Source organism: Arthrobacter sp. MDB1-55 (assembly GCF_059092925.1).
On sequence record NZ_JBNHID010000003.1, the window covers coordinates 70,407 to 92,474 of the forward strand.

General features: G+C 56.8%; 14 protein-coding genes and 1 tRNA gene. 6 read left to right on the forward strand and 9 right to left on the reverse strand.

Annotation, left to right across the window (positions count from 1 at the left end):
- Window positions 1-2: 2 nt before the first annotated feature.
- Both AC5RU3_RS11930 and AC5RU3_RS11935 read left to right on the forward strand, forming a co-directional pair.
- Window positions 3-1,202, forward strand: coding sequence for a glycosyltransferase (locus AC5RU3_RS11930; protein ID WP_493965669.1), 1,200 nt, complete (start codon window positions 3-5; stop codon window positions 1,200-1,202).
- 9 nt (window positions 1,203-1,211) lie between these two features.
- On the forward strand, window positions 1,212-1,802 hold the full coding sequence (locus AC5RU3_RS11935; RefSeq protein WP_493965670.1) for a GNAT family N-acetyltransferase: 591 nt from the start codon (window positions 1,212-1,214) through the stop codon (window positions 1,800-1,802).
- 66 nt (window positions 1,803-1,868) lie between these two features.
- On the opposite strand, the gene AC5RU3_RS11940 is transcribed toward AC5RU3_RS11935, so the two are convergent.
- From AC5RU3_RS11940 to AC5RU3_RS11950, 3 genes are all read right to left on the reverse strand, one after another.
- Entirely contained in the window at window positions 1,869-2,849 is a 981-nt protein-coding gene (locus tag AC5RU3_RS11940; RefSeq protein WP_493965671.1) for a ribose-phosphate diphosphokinase, read from the reverse strand.
- A complete protein-coding gene (glmU, locus tag AC5RU3_RS11945) occupies window positions 2,846-4,327 on the reverse strand; it encodes a bifunctional UDP-N-acetylglucosamine diphosphorylase/glucosamine-1-phosphate N-acetyltransferase GlmU (protein ID WP_493965672.1) in 1,482 nt (493 codons plus the stop codon). The genes AC5RU3_RS11940 and glmU overlap by 4 nt, the downstream gene beginning before the upstream one ends.
- A gap of 46 nt (window positions 4,328-4,373) precedes the next feature.
- Window positions 4,374-4,445, reverse strand: a tRNA-Gln gene (locus AC5RU3_RS11950).
- A gap of 553 nt (window positions 4,446-4,998) precedes the next feature.
- On the opposite strand from AC5RU3_RS11950, the gene wecB reads away from it, so the two are divergent.
- The 4 genes from wecB (at window position 4,999) to AC5RU3_RS11970 (ending at window position 11,031) form a co-directional block, all read left to right on the forward strand.
- Complete coding sequence (wecB, locus tag AC5RU3_RS11955) at window positions 4,999-6,141, forward strand: non-hydrolyzing UDP-N-acetylglucosamine 2-epimerase (protein ID WP_493965673.1); 1,143 nt, start codon at window positions 4,999-5,001, stop codon at window positions 6,139-6,141.
- 33 nt (window positions 6,142-6,174) lie between these two features.
- Entirely contained in the window at window positions 6,175-6,369 is a 195-nt protein-coding gene (locus AC5RU3_RS11960) for a hypothetical protein (protein ID WP_493965674.1), read from the forward strand.
- Between the two features lie 94 nt (window positions 6,370-6,463).
- Window positions 6,464-8,191 (forward strand): hypothetical protein, encoded by a 1,728-nt coding sequence (locus AC5RU3_RS11965; RefSeq protein ID WP_493965675.1) that lies wholly within the window; start codon window positions 6,464-6,466, stop codon window positions 8,189-8,191.
- Window positions 8,188-11,031, forward strand: a complete 2,844-nt coding sequence (locus AC5RU3_RS11970; protein ID WP_493965676.1) for a heparinase II/III domain-containing protein — start codon at window positions 8,188-8,190, stop codon at window positions 11,029-11,031. The genes AC5RU3_RS11965 and AC5RU3_RS11970 overlap by 4 nt, the downstream gene beginning before the upstream one ends.
- A gap of 876 nt (window positions 11,032-11,907) precedes the next feature.
- Here AC5RU3_RS11970 and AC5RU3_RS11975 read toward each other — a convergent pair.
- The 6 genes from AC5RU3_RS11975 to AC5RU3_RS12000 all read right to left on the reverse strand — a co-directional run bounded on the left by AC5RU3_RS11975 (window position 11,908) and on the right by AC5RU3_RS12000 (window position 21,784).
- Window positions 11,908-15,669 carry a glycosyltransferase gene (locus AC5RU3_RS11975; RefSeq protein WP_493965677.1) on the reverse strand — a complete coding sequence of 1,254 codons (3,762 nt, stop codon included), beginning with the start codon at window positions 15,667-15,669 and terminating at the stop codon, window positions 11,908-11,910.
- A gap of 55 nt (window positions 15,670-15,724) precedes the next feature.
- A complete protein-coding gene (gene wecC / locus AC5RU3_RS11980) occupies window positions 15,725-17,005 on the reverse strand; it encodes a UDP-N-acetyl-D-mannosamine dehydrogenase (RefSeq protein WP_493965678.1) in 1,281 nt (426 codons plus the stop codon).
- A 109-nt stretch (window positions 17,006-17,114) separates the two neighbouring features.
- A complete protein-coding gene (locus AC5RU3_RS11985) occupies window positions 17,115-17,999 on the reverse strand; it encodes an ABC transporter ATP-binding protein (RefSeq protein WP_493965679.1) in 885 nt (294 codons plus the stop codon).
- Window positions 17,986-18,879 carry an ABC transporter permease gene (locus AC5RU3_RS11990; RefSeq protein ID WP_493965680.1) on the reverse strand — a complete coding sequence of 298 codons (894 nt, stop codon included), beginning with the start codon at window positions 18,877-18,879 and terminating at the stop codon, window positions 17,986-17,988. Before AC5RU3_RS11990 ends, AC5RU3_RS11985 begins: the two co-directional genes overlap by 14 nt.
- A complete protein-coding gene (locus tag AC5RU3_RS11995; RefSeq protein WP_493965681.1) occupies window positions 18,879-20,561 on the reverse strand; it encodes a glycosyltransferase family 4 protein in 1,683 nt (560 codons plus the stop codon). Before AC5RU3_RS11995 ends, AC5RU3_RS11990 begins: the two co-directional genes overlap by 1 nt.
- A gap of 35 nt (window positions 20,562-20,596) precedes the next feature.
- On the reverse strand, window positions 20,597-21,784 hold the full coding sequence (locus tag AC5RU3_RS12000; protein ID WP_493965682.1) for a glycosyltransferase family 4 protein: 1,188 nt from the start codon (window positions 21,782-21,784) through the stop codon (window positions 20,597-20,599).
- Window positions 21,785-22,068: the final 284 nt, after the last annotated feature.

Below are 22,068 nucleotides of genomic sequence, written 5' to 3' on the forward strand. Positions count from 1 at the left end.
CAATGAGGATTATGCTGCTGACCGCCGGGACCCGCGGCGACGTGGAACCGTTCATTGCTCTGGCACGCGCGGCCGCTGGCAGGGGACACCAGGTCCGGACTGCCATCCCGGACAACTCCGGGGTGGACACTACCGGCCTCGATACTGTCAGTCTCCGTATTGATTTCGCCCAGTTCATCAGCGACCACGGCGTTTCACCGGGCCTCGCGGCCAAGGAATTCCGTGCTGTTGTCCGGCCGTCATTTGGCCGACTTTTGTCGACCGCTGTGGAACTCATCACCGACTTCGCCCCGGACGTTGTGGTGTACCACCCGAAAGTCCTGAGTGCTCCGATCGCGGCGGAGAGGCTGGGAATTCCCTCGGCCCTGGTGGAAACCATTCCGATGTCGACGCCAACCCGTGAGTTTCCGGCCCCGTTCATCCCCCGCAATCTGGGTCCGCTGAACAAAGCGAGTTACAGCATGGCGAACGTGGCGACGCTGATGTTCAAGAAGGAGCTTGCGGCAGCCGTTAAAGATCTTCCGTCCGCACCACGGTCTGTCACGTCTCCGCGGGCAACGTTGATTCCAATCAGTCCCCTGCTGTTGCACCGGCCTGCAGACTGGCCGGCCTCGGTGCATCTGACGGGTCACTGGACGGGACACTCCGCGTCGGCCGAAGACATCGATCGGGAACTGAAGAATTTCGTGGAGGGCGGCGACTTTGTCTACGCGGGGTTTGGCTCGATGAAGGCCGGGGACGCGAGCGCTCGGGGTGACGCAATTGTCGAGGCGGCTCGCAGGAACGGTCTGCGGGTGTTGGTGGCCAGCGGCTGGGGAGGAATCGACGTTCCCACTGAAGCCCGAAGCGGCGGCGACCTGTTGGTGAGGGAATCAGTAGACCACCATGCCGTCCTGCCGCATGCTTCCGCTGCGATCCACCATGGAGGTGCAGGCTCTGTTCATGCCGTAGTGCGGGCGGGCATTCCGTCTGTGGTGGTGCCTTTCATCGCCGACCAGCCGTTCTGGGGACACCTCCTGCATCAGCGCGGCCTCGGTCCTGGGCCGATCCCCTATCGGAAGCTCACCGTGGAGAGGCTGACGGGCGCCCTGGCGCAGGCAGGGAAGTACAGGAAGCAGGCGACGCGTACTGGCGAGCTGATGCGAAAGGAGAACGGAACCGCCGTTGCGCTTAATGTCCTGGAAACACTTACCGGGTCGTAGCCTTTCGCTATGGACTTCCTCTCGATCCCGACCCTCGCCGGCGAACTCGCCACTCTCGAGCCCATGGCGATAGAGCACACCAAGGATCTCGCGGACGCTGTAGCCGAGAACGACCTCTACAAAGCCTGGTACACCCGGCTCCCCTCCCCTGCCGGCATGGCTGAGGAGATCCAGAACCGCCTGGACAAGCACGACGCCGGCACAGTAGTTCCGTGGACCATCCGCCGGATGAGTGACGGCCGCGCAATCGGAATGACGACCTTCCTCAACATCCGAGCCGACAACCGGCGCCTGGAGATCGGCTCCACCTGGATTGCTCCGAGCGCGCAGGGCACCGGCCTCAACACGGAGGTGAAACTGCTGCAGCTCACCCACGCTTTCGAGACGCTGGACTGCATCGCCGTCGAGTTCCGCACCCACTGGCACAATCATCAGTCCCGCCGTGCCATTGCCGCACTGGGCGCCAAGCAGGACGGCGTTCTCCGCAATCACGACTTGTGGCGGGACGGCACCGTCCGCGACGTGGTGGTGTTCTCGATCATCGACGGCGAGTGGCCCACGATCCGGCTCGCACTGACCGAGAAGCTGCGGAGGCTTTAGCTACACGGGCTAAAATAAGGAAGCCGGCCAGCAGTAACGCCGGTCGGCTCCCCAGTTTGTGACGGCTCAGGTGTTGCCGTCGAAAAGGCTCGTCACCGATCCATCGTCGAAGACCTCACGAATGGCGCGCGCGATCAGCGGCGCGATCGAGAGAACCGTTAGCTGCGGGAAACGCTTCTCGGGTCCAATCGGAAGGGTGTTGGTGACAACAACTTCGCGCGCCCCTGATTCGGCCAGACGGCGAGCTGCAGGATCAGAGAACACGGCGTGCGTCGCCGCAATGATGACGTCCTTGGCTCCGGCGTTTTTCAGTACCTGCACGGCCCCGGAGATGGTTCCACCGGTGTCGATCATGTCGTCGATCAGCACGCACGTACGGCCTTCAATCTGACCCACTACAGTTTTCGATACCGCCTGGTTCGGAACCGTGAGGTCCCGGCTCTTATGTACAAAGGCGAGCGGCGCTCCACCAAGGCGTTCAGCCCACTGTTCAGCAACTCGGACTCGTCCTGTATCGGGTGAGACCACGGTGATGTTGTCGGCGTCAACTCGGCCTCGAATGTAGTCCGCCAAAAGCGGGATCGCCATGAGGTGGTCAACCGGCCCGTCGAAGAAGCCCTGAATTTGAGCAGTATGAAGGTCGACGGACATCAGACGGTCGGCCCCCGCTGTGTGGTACAGGTCAGCAACCAGCCGTGCGGATATGGGCTCGCGGCCGCGGCCCTTCTTGTCCTGCCGAGCATAGGGGTAGAACGGAGACACTACGGTGATGCGTTTCGCTGAGGCGCGCTTCAGCGAGTCAACCATGATCAACTGCTCCATCAGCCAGTTGTTCAGTGGTGCAGGGTGTGCCTGAATGACGAATACGTCAGTGCCGCGTACGCTCTCGCCCGACCGTACGTAAATCTCGCCGTTTGCGAAGTCGTACGCGGAGACCGGCAGAAGCTCAGTATCAAGCTCCTTCGCAATCTCCTCCGCGAGTTCCGGATGAGCCCTGCCCGAGGCGAGGACCAGCTTCTTTTCCCCGCGTGCCGTGATCTCGCTCATGAAGGATCGCTTTCTTCCGTTGATGTTGTCGTTGATGAGGAAGCTTTGGCGGCGGCAGTACCGGCGCGGTTTGTTTCAACCCAACCGTCCAGATTCCGCTGGGACGCGGCGACGATGGCCAAGGCGCCGGCAGGAACATCCTTGCGTACGATGGCGCCCGCGCCCGTGTAAGCGCCGTCACCGATGGATACCGGGGCAACGAAGACGGTGTTGGAGCCAGTCCGCACTTCGCTGCCGATGACCGTGCGGTGCTTGTTCACACCGTCATAGTTAGCGGTGATGTTTCCACAGCCGATGTTGGTGTTCTCGCCAATCTCCGCATCGCCGGCATAGCCGAGATGGGAGAGCTTGGAGCCGCGACCGATCGTGACATTCTTGGTCTCGTAGAAGGCGCCGATCTTGCCCGACTCCCCCAATACGGTGCCCGGACGCAGGTAGGTGAAGGGCCCCACTGATGCTCCGGCACCGATGCGCGCACCGCTGCCATGTGTGCGGATCACTTTGGCGCCTTCTTCAATGACGACGTCGGTAAGAGTGCAGTCAGGGCCCACAACTGCGTCCCTTGCGACCTGCGTCGAGCCGTGGAGATGAGTTCCTGGCAGGATGGTGACGTCCTCGTCAAGCTGGACATCGACGTCGATCCAGGTGTTGTTGGTATCGACGATGGTCACGCCGGCACGCATCCACCGTTCGAGTGTGCGCCGGTTGAGTTCGGCTCCGAGCGCTGCAAGCTGGACGCGGTCGTTCGCGCCCTCGACCTGCCAGCGGTCCGCGGAGATGACCGCTGCTACGCGACCGCCTGCCTTCCGCGCAATGGACGGAACGTCCGTCAGGTACATCTCGCCCTGTGCGTTGTTCGAGTCAACGCTGGTGAGGCTTTCGCGGAGCACTGCAGCGTCGAACGCGTAGATGCCGGAGTTGATCTCCGTGATTCCGCGTTGCTCCTCGGTCGCGTCCTTGTGTTCCACTATGCCTATTACGGTGCCGTCTTCGGCACGGACGATACGTCCGTATCCGCTGGCGTCGTCGAGGACTGCCGTGAGGATAGTTACAGCGTTCGCTTCCTTTTCATGCGTCCGAACAAGCTCCTGCAGAGTTGCGGTGTCAAGCAACGGGACGTCGCCGTAGGTAACGACGACGGTTCCCTCAACTGTGAGTCGCGCATCCAGAGCGTCGAGCGCGACCTGGACGGCGCGTCCGGTGCCGGGGACTTCGTCCTGATCCACGATGAGCGCTCCGGCATCCAGCTCCACGACATGTGCGGCAACGCGGTCCCGCTCATGACGGACGACCACAGCGAGCTCTTTTGGAGCGAGCCCACGGGCGGCGGCGAGAGCGTGCCCGACCATCGAGGTGCCACCGAGGCGGTGAAGAATTTTGGGTGTCCGGGACTTCATTCGGGTCCCGGCTCCGGCTGCCAGAACTATCACTGCTGCAGGCGTTGACTCCGCCTGGGTGGACTGGTTCTCGTGGCTCACGTAAGGGGCCGCTCCTTGCCTGTCTCTGACGCCTGCTGGCCTGCCGTTCCGCCCATAGGATTCGAACCTATACTCCACAGCTCCAAAGGCTGGGGTGCTGCCGTTACACCAGAGCGGACCGCGTGCGCCCGGCGTTCCCGGGCTAGTGCACGCGACTACCTAGTTTGCCATGTCGGGGCAATGTCCTGCGACTCAGCAGGTTGATTCACTCCCTTGGCCGCCAAGCTGGCTCAACCAAAACAACCGGCACACCGACATCGCAGAGTCGCGCACCTTGTTGATTGACGTGGCTTTACGAATCCATTCACTATAGTGGTGCAGAACCGGGGGCAAGGAGATGCGGAGGTTTGCGGCTTGGCCGATCACGAGTCTTCCTTGCCCGCGGCACGGCATATGAATCCTGGTGCGAGAGGTCAGGGGGCATCCGGGTTAACAAGGGCAATTGAGCGTCGCCGTCGCGGAGAAATTGCAAACGACCAGTCCCGCGGTGAGCTGGACGCTCCTGCTTTAGTGACTACACAAACCGCGCATGCACCCTCGTATCGCCGCAAGCGGGCGATTGCGCTGATTCTATCTGTGCTAGTCGTAGTAGCAATCCCGACGCTAATTCTCGCGCTGGTTCTGCTGGGATAGGGTGGCGTAGTCACTTATCAAGTAGTGAGGGAGCGCTCTTGCCTGTCATCATGCCCATATATGGCACCCGTCCCGAGGCCATCAAGATGGCTCCCATCATAGAAGCTCTTCAGGAATCGGAACACTTCGACTGCGTAGTGACTGTGACAGGACAGCACCGGGCGATGCTGGATCAGGTGAATGATCTGTTCGGAATCATCCCGGATCACGACCTCAATATCCTGGAGCAACGTCAGACGCTGAATTCGATAATGACTAAGACCATAGATGGGTTGGACCGACTATTCAGCGCCTCCAAACCTGATGCCGTGATCGTTCAGGGCGACACCACCACTTCTACCGCTGGAGCGATCGCCGCTTTCTATCACGGCATTCCAGTGGTCCATGTGGAAGCGGGTCTTCGTTCTGGCAATCTCTTCTCCCCTTTCCCCGAGGAGGCGAATCGCAAAATCACTTCTCAGATTGCTAGCCTGCACCTCGCGCCAACACAAACCAGCAAAACCAATCTCCTTGCCGAGAAAGTGCCGGAAGTTGACATAGTAGTCACCGGCAACACAGTCATTGATGCGTTGTTCTCAACGGTGAAAAAGGAGATTCCGTTCATCGATGATCGGCTTGAGAAGCTCGCCGCAGCGGGAAGCCGAATCCTGCTCGTAACAACCCACCGTCGTGAAAACCAGGGTGATGCGATGAGAGGGGTCGGAAGAGCTCTGGCCCGCATTGCGGACGACGAACCGGAGCTTGTTATCGTGCTACCTGTTCATAAGAACCCTGCGGTTCGAGAAGCAGTCCTCCCCTCGCTCGAGGGAAAAACGAACGTGATCGTGACGGAGCCCCTGGGCTACGGTGAGTTCACCCGCCTGCTTAGCGTTTCTCACATTGTATTGACCGATTCTGGCGGCGTCCAAGAAGAGGCGCCTAGTCTCGGGAAGCCCGTCCTCGTGATGCGTGACAACACGGAAAGGCCCGAAGCCATTCAAGCCGGCACCGTCACGCTCATCGGCACTGACGAGAATCGTATTGTCGCAGAAGTTCGCCGCCTCCTCAATGACCAGCAGCATTTCGATTCCATGGCCAATGCCGTCAACCCGTACGGCGATGGGCTTGCCTCCGTCAGAACAATCGCGGCCATCAATCAACTCGTTGGACTTGGACATCGACTAGTTGATTTCTCAGCGTGAACACACCTAATACTCAAGCAGAGGGAGATAGTAATGAGCAATGAAAAGAACGCACCGTCAGTAGATGGCGTAAAACTGGAGATTCTGCGTGCAATCAACCGAGGGTTGAACGTGACTGCCAACGCTCCGCATATTCGCGATCTGGCCGCAGCATACTCGTTGCTGGATGGAAAGTCAGCCGAGCGCAACTTCCCTCGCCAGCCAACATCGCCGGTAGCGAAGCTGTAACTATTTAGAACACGTAAAGAAATGCGCTCAAGTCTGCGCCGCAATGCTCACAGATTAGAAGAGACGGTGGAAAGTGAACGTAAACTTCATCTGCGTGGCACGAAATGTCAAAGGTCGAGCATTATTGCCGACGCTGGCTGATTCAGCTATTGCACATGTCGACGAAGTGTTTGGCGAGTCAGACAAGAACGCTATCCATCGAACATCTGGCATGGTCGCCTTCAACGCCAACCGCATGGGCCGTACTTGGACGGTGCCGACTTGGCTGGAGGAGAACGGTGAGATATACGGATTCTCTCAACCACCGGTTCCACTTAACCAAGAAGTCACATCATCTACCTGGTCACAAACTATCGTTGCGATGGTGCGAAGGGCTCAGCAGAACGAGTTCTTGATCAATCATTTCGGCTACCGCGTACGGCGAGATCATGGAGTTGAGGTTTGGACAGATATCCTTGGATTCGGACGCTGCTACATGGTGGAGAATGACGAATTCGTAGCAATTAGTAACCATATCGGGATGGTTTCATTCTTTCTTCAGAAAGAAGTCCAAATCGACGATGCCGCTGTGGGCAAGTTCGCAAACTTCGGGTGGTTCAGTGGTTCTTCAACTCCTTTTGTGGGAATCGAGAGAGTGCCTGCCGCTGCACGCATAAACGTAGGCCAAGACGGATCGATTACGCGCGAAACTTACCTTCCGCTAAGGGAACTTGTGGGCGCAAGGGACCAGCCAGTGGACTTCGCGGACACAGTTCGACAGTCTCGGGTAGTAGCAAGAAACTTGGACAACCTGAGCCACAAGACTCCGACCGTTTACCTGAGCGGTGGCCAAGACTCAAGAATGACGGCAGGCCTGTGGCTGTCTGGGGGAAGCAGCGCGAACGTAGTTACGCTGGGCGTGCTCGAAAGAGAGGTGGAGATTGCCCGCCAGTTGCTTGACATATATGCGGGTCGGGTCGATTTCCAAGCGCAAGGCATAACCCACCGTGTCACCGAGCCGAAACCTTCAGGTGTAACGATGCCCATCGAAGAACGCCTCGCGAAGGCCTTCGATATGTGGGACGGCGACGCAGCCCCGACGAACATGAAGACCAACGTTCGCCCGCCGGCATCTGCCGCCGCCCTTTCGATTGGCGGAACTAACGGCGAGATAACACACGGATACTTTTACAGCCGCCCGGGCCTCACCGAGCAAATCTCTAAATTGCCGCATCCGCTCAAGCGCCTCGAGCGCGTGTACTCCGGAAACGTACCAACCGAGTTCGCGCACTCCCTGTTGCCGGACTTTTTCGACGAGGAATACGAGCAGGCAAGCAGCGCAGGGCAGAGTGGGCTAGCGAGTCTTGATGTCTTCTACCTAAGGGAGAAACTGCGACGGTGGCACAATCAATCTCTTAACACGACAAGCACTGTTCTGCTTGGAACGGCCGCGTACATTCGAGCAGCGTATGACCTGACGGTTCAGCAACGCATTGATAAACTAGCTCCACGGACCCTCGCAAAGCTTGCGATCCCTGAATGGGACGGTGTCCCGTATTATAAAGCGCAGGCGGCGGAAAGTAAGGTTGCCAACAATAAGGGTTTGCGTACTTGGCATATTGATGCTGAGTACTTCCGCCATACAATTCAAAGTCCTAAACTATGGAATCGTTATCTGAAGAACGAGCGGCTAACACACTTTCTGCAACTCGTCGATCAAAACGAAGCAGTTGGTTCTCATGAATCCTGGTTCAACCGTGCAATATGGATTGATTTTCTTCCGGAGCATGTGTCTCGGCTCAATAGGGTTATATCGTCAGCCAAAAATCGGGCATTGGCATGACAGGGCTTCAGTTAGAGATGTGTGATGATCTGCGCAACGCTTTAGATGATCAATTGCGACTCTTGCGGGCTCGCCGTACAGATGATCAGCAGGCGGTCAGACTCCACGAACGGAGCGCTTGGATTCGAGGTGCCTTTTGGGATCTACCCGCCTCCGAAATATGGATATCAGATCCTTATGGTGATCGTCTGTGGCAGATGGAATTGAATTCGCTGCGTTGGGTAGATGTGCTCCGGAGGAATGAGCCCACCCATTCGCGTGATAAGCATCTTTGGGAAGAAATCGTAGCTGATTGGTGCGCAGCAGAAAAATCTGGGAAAGTGCCGGAGAGCGCTTGGGGGCTTATCCCCGCCCTTCAGAGAGCCGAGGTGATCGCGCGTGGTCTCGCCGCCAATATGCCATCAGCAACGAACGTCGAAACATTACATGGGGCGCTCGAGAATCACCTCCAGTATTTTTCTAATCGAATCAAAGCCGGTCGAGGCGCCTACCTCGAAGAGATTCTCAGCGTGCACGCTTTGTGTTCCTTCGTGCTTCCAAACCCGCAAAAGCGTATCAGTGAGTTTCTCAGGCTTGCTCTGAACACGTTCGTCGATGAGAAGGGCCTTCCGCAGGGTGCATCGCCCGGGCACGCAGTTCGAGCTGCCGAAATGTGGCTCAACACGGTCGTAAAGTTCCGCTCCTGCTTCGAAGAATATTCCGCGTGGGAACAGAGACTCACCGGGGCGCGCGACCTGTTGGTACATGCCACCCGACCAGATGGGTACCTCGCTGGCGTCGATGGCCAAAATGAGTGGGACGTCTTTCCCCCCAGAACCAGGACTGAATCTTATGCTCTTACCGCGGGAGCGGAAGGAGATCCCCCGCCAGAATTAGATTTCATCGCCTCGTCCGGCTGGATTTTCAGCAGAAGTGGCTGGGGAGAGACAGAGCGGGCGGCTGAGGACGAGACTTTCTTCTCGGTTCGCTATGGTGATGCTCGAACGGAAGGCCGGCGCCCCGACAACGGAGCACTTACTTTCTTCACTAACGGCGAACAATGGCTTACCGACATCAATTCGCATCTAGCGTTCAAGGATGGCAACGCCGACAAACGGTATCTCCACAACACTATCGAGATAGACAATTATCGTTATAGGCCGCATGGAAAGTCAGAAATTGTTCGCATCCGGCGAGCGATGCGGTCACGAGAGTATGTGCTGAACGATCTTGCGTACCGTCCTGTTCAGTTCAGGCGTCGTGTCATTTACTCAGAGTCTGGCGACTACCTACTAGTGATCGATCAGCTCAGGAGTACTGAGGCTCACGTGGGGACCCAGAACTGGGTTGTGCCCCCTGACGCTGAAGTAGAAGTGACGGGCTCCGGCGTCGTAATCCATCAAAATGGAAAACAGATAGCTATTGAGTGGCTCAATCAACCAATCGAAGTCCGAGTCGAGCCCATCCGGCAAACGGCTAGAGAGGACGCGCTGCTCGGAAAAAGGATATTCGTCCGTATCAATGCGCGCAGCACACGTCTCATCGTCCTGATTAGCGAGGTAAGCAAAAAGAACCCGCTCGACGTGTCTAGAGTGCCGATGGACGGTGGAAGCGTAGCCGTTCTAGTCACAAAAGGAGCTCATCGAGAACAGCTAGTGGTTACTCCTGAGGGCGCGGGGGTTGGGTCTTTCGAGTCCCCCGCCGACGAAATCGCAGAAGCGATTCGAAATGGCGCTCTTCACGGTGGGCGTGATGCGAATGCTTCACAAGATCTAGAACTGAAGGCCATTGCGGCTATCGAGACCGCGAAGAATGTAGTTCGTTCAAGTGACGGAACTATCAGCTCTAGGCGTCAGGGAATAGAGAATCTACTAGCCTTTATCGAGCAACACGAAATCGTCGGGTACCGCGATTATGGGTTGGGCGCCGCACTTATTGATCTGGCTGGATCCGAATACAAGGATCTAGTAAACCGCTGCGGCCTTGTTTCACAGCAGAAGAGAACCCCCGTCGTTAACTGGAGTAACGATGTCGCCGTTCATCACGAATACTATGGGGTTCCCCTGGTCACTGGAACGAAGGTCCCCACCCACTTCGAAACGACGCCCAGCCGGTACATTTGGACGACTGATTTTGGTCAGCTTGTACTGCCGTCCTATCTAAACTTTGAAAGCTCTGGCTCAATCCTCTCTGTGATGTTCCACGGCGCCACCGACCGCGTACGAAATACGATGCCTCGCTTCGAACGAATGCGGTCAATGGAGACACTAAAGCGCGGCCCCCTAGCATTCTTCTCGGATCCGTGTCTTGATCTGGACGCTAACATGATTTTGTCATGGTACGCCGGCCGGGAGAATCTGAACCTGCATGCAAAGATTGCTGAGACAATAGTTGGGATTTCTCGGTCAACAGGAGCATCGAAAGTCCTTCTCGTAGGCAATTCTGGAGGTGCATTCACAGCTCTTCAAGTATCTAGCTACTTACCTGAGTCGGCCGTCGTCGCGTTCAACCCTCAGGTAACAATCGACAGGTACGCCCCCCGAATCGCCGAAGAGGCTCATCAAAACCTGTTTGGGCGTTCCAGTGTTTCGGACGACCCCAATCTGGCCTCGCGTATGGACGTAATCCAACGGTTCGAGGAAATTGATTTCGACCGGCGCGTATATCTGATTCAGAACACGGGTGACGACCATCACTTTCAAGAGCACTTCTTACCTTTGAAGTTTGCTTTCGAGAATTCGAACAATGCAGGCAACCTTCGGGTGTACACACCTGACCTCGGCCCCGGGCACCGTGTACCACCACCGGACGAATACATGCAAGAAGTACGTAAAGGTATGGAGATGTTTCTTGGGAGATGAAACCTGTCGTTGAGAAACTGGCGTGCACTCATTTTGCCGCGGCTCATCTCCGTTCATCACTCTTTTCAGACGTAACGGAGCTATCCAAAGATTCCTGACCTGCAATGTTTCGTATAGCGGGAACAAATCGATTTCCTAGGGCGCTTCTTAAGATTCCGGACTGGCACCGGCGGAGCGATCGTCGTTTGAGCTGGCTTATTCAGCTGCCTCCTCTGTGCTCCCCAGCTTGTACCAGGCTACGTGCCTTGGGTCAGGGATCGGTTCTCCTTGGCAGCGTGTGTGGTGGACGGCTGGTGAAGGCGTTGAGTATTGAGGATAGGTCGCCGCGCGAAAACGTCTGTAGCGCGGCGTTCCGAGGACACGGGGGTGGCGCAGGATGCGGCCAGGGTGAGGGCTTCGGCCATCCTCGCGTTCATACGCTAGGCGCCCGTGGTGGCTGCTTCGACCAGCAAGGTCCGAGTACCTCCATTGAGGTCGAGGAACCCGGCCTCGTCGGCGGTGCAGGCCTCAACTGTGTAATCGCCCGGGGTCCGGGTCGTGGTTCCCGGAAGGGCTCATCAATCATGGCCGGACTGCTTGCACGAGCACCGCGGCGCTCGCAACTTCAACCGCACCCGGTTGGCCACCTCGCCCGGCACATCCAGTTCAGTTGAGGACGCGTTGTCGCCGCAGGAATTTGCGCCGGTTCGAACGAGGTCGGCCTTGGGCGAGTTCTCACCGCCGCACCGACCCCGCCCTTGGCTGCGAGGTCCGCAAATTGGCATGCCAGCACGGTAATGCCGCAGTTGCGGGCAGGTCCGAGGTCTGGTGATCGGGGACCGGGACACCGCGAACATGGGCGGTAGTCGCAATTTGCACGGCGGCGGTGCCCTGAAGTCAGCGCGGATCCGTTTGCAGAGGGTATTCTCCGAAATTGAAAACCGTAGTCAGCACTGCTGCGGTTTCCTGATACGCAGCGAAACCTAATGACCAGGTCTCGGTCATCGTTCTGTCACGTACCGACCTCCAACCCCTAAGCGGGTCTGTTTGGCCTCGTACGGGCACTATCAAACCATCCGGAGCGTCGCTGGCGACCCACAACGGTTCGTCCCAATCCTCGCACGATACCTTCACTGTATTGTCATACACTTCCAAATCGAAGTTGCCGGCTAGGTTGAACCAAGAACGCATGTCTCGTGGCTGTCCGCTGTTGTCGGCAATATCGTCTTCGACCACCAACCATCGTCCCGGGAGGAACGTCAGCCGACGATGATGGCTCCAGTCGGGGTGGTCGACAACACCAGTGAGGACATAGATCTCATCCTCCTGGTAGCAGTCCCTTAGACCCGACCCAAATGGCTTTCGCCGCCTACGCTCGTGATTCTCACCGTCCAGTGCGACGGTGTTATGAGCAATGGTCGACTCTACATACTGTCGTTCGGGAGCACTGTAGTAGTAGCCCTTCGACCGGAGTGGGGAGTCCATCGGTAGCAACTCCCCATAGCCGAACCGACCGGCGTCTACCAATATTTCGGCACCGCGGTCATACCAAACGAAAGTATGGTCATCCGCGTGCTTGTGCGCCCGCGAATGAAACGCAGAGGAAAAAGCAAGATAAGAAGACCCATCGAAGGCCGATGCCTGCATGGGTTGCGGCTGCCGCACGAACGCATATCCAGCGTGGGGGTAAACCGCCAAGGTCTTATCGTTCGGGCGGCCTACACTGCCGTTAGATATAAGGAAGTTGGTGTTATCGTCTGCCGAAAGCGGAGCTCTATTCGAACTCATCACGCGTTCAGGAGTATCACCGAATTGAACGAGTCGCCCATTTGGCTGGATAAGCCAGCCAAGAGCATGAGCAGCCTTTTCCACTCGTTCAATCACTTCGGGATCGCGAATCAAGCCCTGCTCTATACAGAGCTCGAAAGACCGGAGAACCATGCGGTGATAATCAGGTGAATGCTCACTATGTAAACCATCCTCCTTGAATTGAGCCGCAGCCATCATTCCGAGGCGTTGCTCCCCTTGGCTCTCTAGCTCTGCCATTCCGACCAGCGGCCGCAAGGTGCGTCCCAGGACTGTCTGACCAACCGCAGCGTAGTAACCATGATTCGTTCGCGGGTTGAATGACTTATCGAGGTAGTGCTCGTGGCGGTGTTTGAATGCACCAAGTAGCAAACGCCGGACAACAGAGGCATCAATTCCCGCGTCGAACGCAAGGGCGATCAGTCCGACCAAACGCGGAGAGCGCAGCCCAAGCGACATGTCGTACCAAGCCATACTGTCGTCCCGACCGGAGTCGCGAGTTACGTAAGTATCGAGCCATGAGAGAGCCCGATCCAAGCACCACTCGAGCAGTTGCAGATCTCGCGACGCCATATAGGCCCGCACCATCGGATCCATGAATTCCCAGGCGTGCAGGTGAAAAGCCCAGGATCGGTTAGTGGTGCATAGGGTGTCCCAGTCTAGTGGCAGGGAAAGTGGAACCGGGGGGAACCCGGTTAGAGTCCATCCAACAGTTTCGATCTCTTCCGGAGAAGCTCCAGTTTCAGTGTCGAACCACCGAATGTAATCGGAGATGTCGCGGGCCAAAATCCATCGTTGAAGTTCCTCGTAGTCAACCTTGTCGGCTGCTTCGGCCAGCACGACGTTCGCGGTATAGGGCAACACCTCAAAGTTGGCGTAGACCTCAGCGTAGCGTTGCGCGTTAGATGCCCACGTTCGTTCCGAGCGAACCCAAGCAGCACCGTCGTGTGCAAGTGACTTGCGCTGCTGCTCGCTAGCGATGAGTCCGCGCAAAGTGTCCGACAACGAATCTTTATCACCCGCAGTGAATAGAGTGGCCGCTCCTGAGTCCTCAGCTATCTCTTTCAATGCTTCTACATCGGACATCACAACCGTGCGACCTGTAGAGAACGCCTCGAATGGTTTGAGCGGAGTCACAAGCTGACACACCTTCGAAGGCCGTCGTGGTACTACGAAAATATCTATGAGACCGTAATATCGCAGGACTTCATCATGGCGTACACGTCCTGTGAACGTCACCCCCGCTGCACCGAGTCGAGCATTGAGCGCTTCAAGTTTGAGCAGGTGAGGACCGTCTCCGACGATTACAAGTCTCACATCCTCGGACACGTGCTCCCTCAAGTCGTAAAATGCCTCAATGAGGGTGTCAATACCCTCGTACTCGACGATCGAAGAGATATAGCCGACAGTTATAGCGCCAGCGGGAATGCCATAGGTTTCGCGCAAATCGTCAGATTCGTCAGTCAGAACAGGAAAATCGTCAACACTCACCGCGTTGGGGACGATGCTGATCTGCGAAGCAGGGTAACCAGACTGAGATATGTGCCCCTTCATCACTTCAGCCAACGTGACGATATGCGCGCTTGAAGACCTAAGCTCCACCTCTTGATCCCGGCGTAACGTATAGGCATCCGGCATTCCCCACCGGCGCTCAATATCGGTCCAGTCTTCGATACCATACTTTTGGGAGGTGCGAGAGAGCCATGATTCTTCCCAGAAACCGCGGTTCTCGTAGATGACCGGAATACCGAAATGATTACCAATTGCTTGAGCAGTGATGGCATTGAAGAAGTCCGAATGGGCATGCAGAAGGGCTGGACGTGCGCGTTCAACCACCTCTCGCACCCCCTCGATATTTTCATCAAGCCAATCAGAATACGATCGACCTGACCTCGGGGACCCCGCGAGCGTGTAATAGGTCACGCCTTCGATCGTCTCCCAATTGGATTGCTCGGGCTCCAAATTCTCACCTACCTGGCTTACCACCGAGACTTGAAAGCCAATGTCCCGTTGCGCGCGCGCAGTGTAATGCGTCCGCAAAGTGTAACCAGACTCTGTCTTCGGGAACGCTTTTCCTACGATGTGAAGGACATGCCCGGGGATCGTTTCTAGCGTGGTACCGTTCGGTTGCAGCTTCGAAGCATAATTCCCACGAAGGACGTCGAGTTCGGACTGCCGGCTGGCGAGTGCGCTGAGGTCCCGCTCCGTTCGGGTGACTGATGCGATGCTATCGAGCACCATCAGGCTCTTCTCCAAGTAGCCGCGAGAACGCAATTCGATTGACAACCTGCGCCGGGGTGTAAGTGGAAGCAGCTGAAGCACGCCGTTTTGGTCTAGCAACCAAAAGGCGGTCAGTGGGTCATCCTGAATCATGTCGGGCACGATCTGCAGCAGTTCAGTCTCAGTGAAGAGCCCCTTACAGGCACCCGTTTCTACCGCCAGTTGAACTATCCGACGATTAGTTGCGCGCCTCTCCCTATCCTGCTGAGAAATAGCCGATTGAAGAGAGCGCATCAGACCTTGAGTGTCGACCCTCTTGAGTGCGTCCCGAACCCAAGCGCGCTCCTGATCCAGAATCGACCGGATATCGCTCTCCTGCCGGAGGAGGGCGCCATTATTAAGCGCTGATTGTTTACGGGAGGAACGAATGAATCTCGAGCGCAGTTCGACTAGCCCACCAAGCGAGAAAATCATAAGCGCTAGGGCAAGAAACACCAGCGAAGAGACGCTACCAGCCGGTGAGGTTCCACCAATTAATACCGCTAGCCCCAATGAAGTCACGATGAAAATAGCGCTGCTTATCAGGAGAAGTTTGGTCCATTTGCCTAATTTAATCTTGCGTAAATCTCTCACAGTTCTCCTACTTCAGGGCAACGTCTTTATTCACCACCGCGCATCTCTCAGCTGATCAAGCCCGAGCCACCAGTTCTGCGACCTCTGGGCTCGTCCTTAGACATCCCCTAGTGTCGATGATCTGAACATGCGATAGCGATTCGCTCGGTATTTCGAGGAAATCATCATGGTCAACGAGAAGGAGGAGGACTCCAGCATCCGACAGCGCAGACTCGAGGGACATGAGTTGAACGTTTTCATTCGACAGGCGGGACGGAAGCTCCCGAATGTGAGGCTCGACTACATTAACAGCGACCTCCGGCAGTCGAGAACTCAAGGCATCAACGATGTCGACCGCTGGAGATTCGCGGAGATCATCAATGTTCGCTTTGAAGGCTAGCCCGAGGGCCGCGATTGCCGTCGCACCCGTCGCCGCAACCGCAGCACATGTCTGGTCAAGAATGTATTCTGGCTTGTCGTCATTGACCATCCGTGCCGCGCGGATCAGCCGGGATTCATCGGGGGCAGCAGCGACTATGAACCAAGGGTCGACGGCAATGCAGTGCCCTCCAACACCCGGGCCAGGTTTTAAGATATTGACGCGCGGGTGGTGGTTTGCCAGCGAGATGAGTTCCCAAACATCGACCCCAATCTTCTCACTGATAATGGATAGCTCGTTTGCGAAGGCGATGTTCACATCCCTATAGGAGTTCTCAACCAGTTTCGCCATCTCTGCAGTCTTTGCATCAGTCAGATGAATTGCGCCTTGGCAGAACACCTCGTAAAGGTGCTTTGCAACTATGGCTGCCTCTCGCGTGATACCACCGACGATCCGGTCATTCGTCACTAATTCAATCATCACTCGTCCGGGCAATACTCTTTCTGGGCAGTGCGCGAGGAGAATCGCGGGCCTACCATCCTTGCCGTCGAGTGATAGATCTGGCCGAAGATCTATCAGATATTCCCCAAGATACTGGGTAGCTCCTGGGGGGGACGTGGACTCGAGGATAATAAGCTCTCCACCTTCGAGTTGAGGCGCGATGCCGCGAGCTGCAGCCTCGATGTAGCTCAAATCCGCGCTCTTGTCGTGCAAAAACGGGGTCGGCACGGCGACGATATATGCCTCCGCTTTTGGAGTTTCTGCTGATGCAGACAGATGACCTTGGCTTACCGCTCCAGCAACATGCACGCTCAAGTCAGGCTCAACGAAGGGTACTTCTCCCCTGTTGACCGCTTCAACAGTCTCCGCGTTGACGTCCACGCCGGTTACATCCAACCCATTAGTCGCCAGGATCGCGGCGGTGGGCAGGCCTATATATCCGAGTCCTATTACAGCAACGTTTGTGATCTTGTTCATTCGGTTCCCCTTCTAGTCATTTGCCCAACGTGAGACATGTTGCGTACGAGCGACGTCGCCCTGGTTGCCCATTCGAACGACCGCAACGCCCAGAAGCGCGGGGCACCTCTCACGCACTTCGCCTACCCGTTACCCGCTCCAACACCTGCGTGGCGATCAGACTCTCGCGCGCAGCTCTGCGTAGTTCCTCAGCTGAGGCGTCGTTTCCCTTTGATAGTAAGGAGGTGAAGCGCGAGTACGCCTCAGTGACAGTACCTACATCCCCGTCCATCAGTAGGTCCCCTTTGTCCAACCAAATTGCCCGCGTGCACATGTCAGCGACGGTGCTCAGGCTGTGGCTGACAATAAAGACAGTCCCTGCTTCCTGCCGCAACTCACTAATTCGAACTTTGCTTCGCTCTCGGAATTGGGCATCTCCTGTGTTCAGCGCTTCATCGATGAGGAGGATCTCGGGGTCAATCGAGGTGGCGATTGCGAACCTTAACCGTGACGCCATACCCGAAGAATACGACTTCATAGGAAGATAGATTGCATCGCCTAATCCCGAAGTCTCGACGATGTCAGGGAATCTCGCGGAAATTGTTCTACGATCCATACCCATGGCCAGACAGCCCAATATGACATTCTGATCTCCCGCAAGTTCAGGAATCAGCGCTGCGTTAACGCCCAACATCACTGGAATATCTGATGCGTATACAGAGCCACTAGTTGGACGCGTTCGACCGCTGATTAGCCTGGTGAGAGTACTCTTGCCAGAACCATTCCTACCGATGATTCCCACGGACTCGCCATGGTTCACAACAAGCGACATCTCATTCAGCGCCCGCACAGTAACCGTCGACCTTCCCCGCCGTAATCGCGATGCTAATCGGTTGACTGGTCGTGTATTGCGCTCGCTTGACGAGGTGACTTGATACCTCATACTCACCCGGTCGATGACGACTGTGGGACGCGCCCGCATGTAAGTGCTCACTGTTGACTCACTCGGCACCATAAGATTCCTCACCTCGCCAGAAGAAAACGGTGCCAAATGCAATGAATGCCAACGCCCAAGCTGAAAGAATCGCCCAGGACTGCCAGGTGGGCAATTGACTGTACAGGAGGCAATCCCGTGCGATGTCCAACACGTTGAAGAGAGGATTGAGCTTTACCAAAGCAAGCAAGAAGTCGTTTCCAATGAACCTGTCATAGGAGAAGAAAACGGCCGACCCATACATCCATAGTCGAAGTCCAAACGAGATCAGGTGTGCGAAGTCATTCACGTGGGAGACTATCCGCGCCAAGATGAGGCTAAGTCCAAGGTTCATCATGATCTGGAGTCCAAGAGCGGGGAGCAGAAGAAACCAAAGCCAAGTAATATCCTCGGTTGGTGGCAGGAGAAGGATGATGACCAGCATCGTTATCACGACGGGGACTGCTGCGAGGAGCTCCCGCATGTTAGCCGCTATGGGTAGGGTCGCCCGAGGGAATGTGAACGCCTTTATTATCGATCGATTTGTTTGAAGTGATCTAGCCCCGTTGGATATGGAACGCGAAGAGATCTGGAAGAGGAAAACACCTATGACCAGGTACCCGATGAAGTTATCGATGCCCCTGCTCGTCTGGAGAAGCAAGCCAAAAATGAGGAAGTAGGTTAAACCGTTCAGCACCGGATTCAGGATTAGCCAAAAGCTGCCGAGACGATCCTTTCGGCTTCCGCTCTGAATCTTCGCTTTCGCATCGTAAACTATGAATTGACGACGTTCCCACAATTGAATTAAATAATCGATGAATCCCGGCCGGGCTCCCACCCGAATCAGACCCCGCGTGTCGATCGGCAAAGAGCGAACACCTGCCGGATCTGGCAGCGATATGGGTGAGTTCATATCGGCCATCAGCAGGCTAGCTTGCCATACGCGTCGACGATGGATTGTGAGTTACGAGCCCATGTGCGCTCTGCCAGTACACGCTGCCGTCCCGCTGCTCCCATGGCAATAGCCGCGGGAGTGACCCGCGCACCGCGAGCATCAGTCAACGCCATCAACGCGCGACCCAGCGCCGCAACGTCGCCCGGTTCAACCGAGAGGCCCGTCACTGAGCTGGTCACTATTTCGCACAGCGCCGGAAGTCTACTAACCACCACGGGTCGGGCTGCAGCCATGGCCTCCACAGGCTTCAGCGGAGTTACAGTTCGCGTTACTTCAAGGTCATTTCGCGGCACCACAAACACGTCCAGCGCTTGGTGGTACAGGTGGGCTTGCTCGCGCGGTACCCGACCGGTAAAGGTGACACGGGAGTCGACTTCCAGCTCCCGGGCAAGTTGCTCTAGTCCCGGTGCCGCGACACCGTCCCCAACTATCAAGCACCGCAAGTTGGGACGGTCATCGGCCAAAAGTGCAACGGCCCGGATGAGCGTGTCCAGTCCCTCATAATCCACCAAGCTGCTTACTGATCCGACGAAGACACCGTCCCCGCGCAGCCCAAGGAGCTCACGAGCAGCACTTGGTTCCATAGGTTCGTCCAGGAATTTGCCTCCAACGGCGTTTGGGCACAGCAGGACTTCGCGACGGACACCGCCCGCGTCCAGGATTCGCTGCTTCATGACCTCGCCCAAAGTAACCACTAGGGCCGCGTTTTGTGTCACAGCCGCCTCACACTCAGTGAAGAGTTTATATCGCTCGCTAAATTTAACCGCATCACTACGCGTGGATGCCCAAGTGTCCACCAGGTTTCCGCGCACTTCATACACCCACGGGATACCAAGAGCGTCAGCCACTGCGCGAGTGACCAGTCCGTTCACGAAGTGCGTTGTGGTGTGAAGGACGACTGGTCTTACAATCAACGCGAGCTGCAAAACCGCTTCCGCCTGAGCTTGCAGACGCTCGTCAAAGCCCGTCGGCATGGTACCGGGCAGCAAGCGGTGGTAATTGACGCCGTCCAGCACGTCTTGATCCTTTGCGAGAAATTTGCCGATCTGCACGGGGTAACCCAACCGCGTTACTGCATGCACCGACCATCCGAGCTGTGACTGGGCACTCAATATTGAGTGGGATCGTTGGGCGTACCCGCTCCCCGTGTGTGGAATGGAATTTGTCAGAATGTGAAGAACCGTCTTCCTCTTCGGCTTGTACCCTTGAACCGCTTCGAGCTTCGGGGACCAACCCTGAAAAACCCGCAACTCACTCTGCAGGCGCTGTGCCTTCTTAAGTTGACCGGCAGTAGAGAGTTCGGCGATTGCGCCGGTCATGTCTCCGTCATACCAACGGCGCCGGGCACGGGTGGCTGATGCTGAACCTGCTTGGGCGAGTAAGCGATCGCACCTCTCCGGCTCGTTGGCAGCCAGAGCAATTTCCGCCAGCCGGGCTGCCTTCGCTCTCGATAATTTCGACTTCAATGCCTTATCGAGTACGCGATTGCGTACGTCATAATTTCCGAGGAGATGGGCTCCCATCGCTTGTGGAACGGGGCCCGGAAGGAGGCGCAAGGCATGTGCCGCCGGATGCATCAATCGTGCAGGCAGACGGCGAAATATCTGCAATGCAAGCAAAACGGGATCGTCGCCCAAGTGCTGTGCCACAGTTGCAGCAATAAGTCGGGCGTTGCGAAGGAGGCTCACCTGTGCGGGCCGCCGCCCGCAACTTCAGCAAGCAGGTCGATGTAGGACTGTCCCAGCGTATGCACATGAGCATTGTGCTGCACCCAGAGGCGCCCGCTGCCGTTCACCTGCAGTTGGGTGCGATCATCGGCGAGAAGCCGCCAGAGCTCGGCGAGCGCGTCGGGGTCGGCCTTCACGATATGGCCTGCTTCGGCGTCTTCCAGGATCTTCCTGGCCTCACCGCGGACCATCCCAGTCACGTGCCGACCGATCGAAAGGACCTCGTAGGTCTTGGAGGGCACAGTTGTTTCGAATGATTTCCAATCGTCCCGCAGCGCCACAATGCAACTGTCAGCTTGACGGTAGTACTCGATCACTTCGGGACCATACGCGGGATCATGAAATTCCACTGGGGCCTTGAGCCCCGCCGCGAGTTCCTTCAGCTCATTCCGCCGCACGCCGTGGCCCACCATTGTGAGGCGCATTCGGTCCCCGACGAGTGCTGCCGCGCGGATGGGAATATCAAGATGCTGACTTTCACCATGATTTCCCAGATACAGCACGTCCAACCGGCTCTTCTCAAGCGGGACCGGGTCCAGTTTTTCCAGCCGGTCGATGTCCACGCCGTTGCTGACGGTCGCTACATTCTTCAAGCCCCGCTCGCGCAACGTCCGTGCGAAACCATACGTCACCGTCACCACCAGATTAGCGCGGGCCTGGATCGCCATAATCACCTGCTCGGTGATGCTCTTCGCGCTTCCCTGGATCAGGCGAGCGTCGCGGGCGATATCCGGCCAGGCATCCCGCATATCAACAACTAGCGGTCGCTTGAGCATGCGCGCCACCACATACCCAGCGCCGAGTATCGGCAGGCTTGGTACTGTCACGATAACGACGTCAGGCCTTGCGCAAAGTGCGGCGACGGGGATGCTCATCCCGGCCGAAAAGAGATGATTCATCAGCCGGCCGATGCGCGTAGTCGGGTGCCAAAGGTAGGGAACACGGCGGACAATCTCTCCGTACGCGCCGGTGTCAGCTCTGAACGCGCGTCCTGCTAATTTCTTCGGCAGGGTCCTACGCCCATGCGGTGAGTGCGCTACTGGCGCCACCACGTCGACATTCCAACCAGCGGCCCGAAACGACTGGACGAACTGGGTCCAACGGCGCTGTGGGGGGCTGTGTTCAGGCGAATAAGAGTGCGTCATAAGTAACACACGCAAATGCAGATCCCCCCTTCATTTCCTGACATTTCACGCTAAATCGCGTGGGACCTCTTGACAGTCTAACAATCGTGCGACTATCAACCCGATACGGGCAATGATTTCACAATAAGCGAAGTAGGCTTACTACCTCAGTGAGACCGTTAGAAGGGATTCGCGATGAACCGTTCGAAGCCGATAGTTGACAATCTCATCAAGAGCGCAATAGGCAGAGTGCTAGTCCCGATGAGAATAATCGCTGTCAGAGCGCGCAGCGAGATCAATGTGCT

Coding starts and splice junctions, on each gene's coding strand:
- wecC (WP_493965678.1), bottom strand. CDS start 17,005: ATGAACAAGATCACAAACGTTGCTGTAATAGGACTCGGATATATAGGC.
- AC5RU3_RS11990 (WP_493965680.1), bottom strand. CDS start 18,879: ATGGCCGATATGAACTCACCCATATCGCTGCCAGATCCGGCAGGTGTT.
- AC5RU3_RS11970 (WP_493965676.1), top strand. CDS start 8,188: ATGACAGGGCTTCAGTTAGAGATGTGTGATGATCTGCGCAACGCTTTA.
- AC5RU3_RS11940 (WP_493965671.1), bottom strand. CDS start 2,849: ATGAGCGAGATCACGGCACGCGGGGAAAAGAAGCTGGTCCTCGCCTCG.
- AC5RU3_RS12000 (WP_493965682.1), bottom strand. CDS start 21,784: ATGACGCACTCTTATTCGCCTGAACACAGCCCCCCACAGCGCCGTTGG.
- AC5RU3_RS11935 (WP_493965670.1), top strand. CDS start 1,212: ATGGACTTCCTCTCGATCCCGACCCTCGCCGGCGAACTCGCCACTCTC.
- AC5RU3_RS11960 (WP_493965674.1), top strand. CDS start 6,175: ATGAGCAATGAAAAGAACGCACCGTCAGTAGATGGCGTAAAACTGGAG.
- AC5RU3_RS11930 (WP_493965669.1), top strand. CDS start 3: ATGAGGATTATGCTGCTGACCGCCGGGACCCGCGGCGACGTGGAACCG.
- AC5RU3_RS11985 (WP_493965679.1), bottom strand. CDS start 17,999: ATGGTGCCGAGTGAGTCAACAGTGAGCACTTACATGCGGGCGCGTCCC.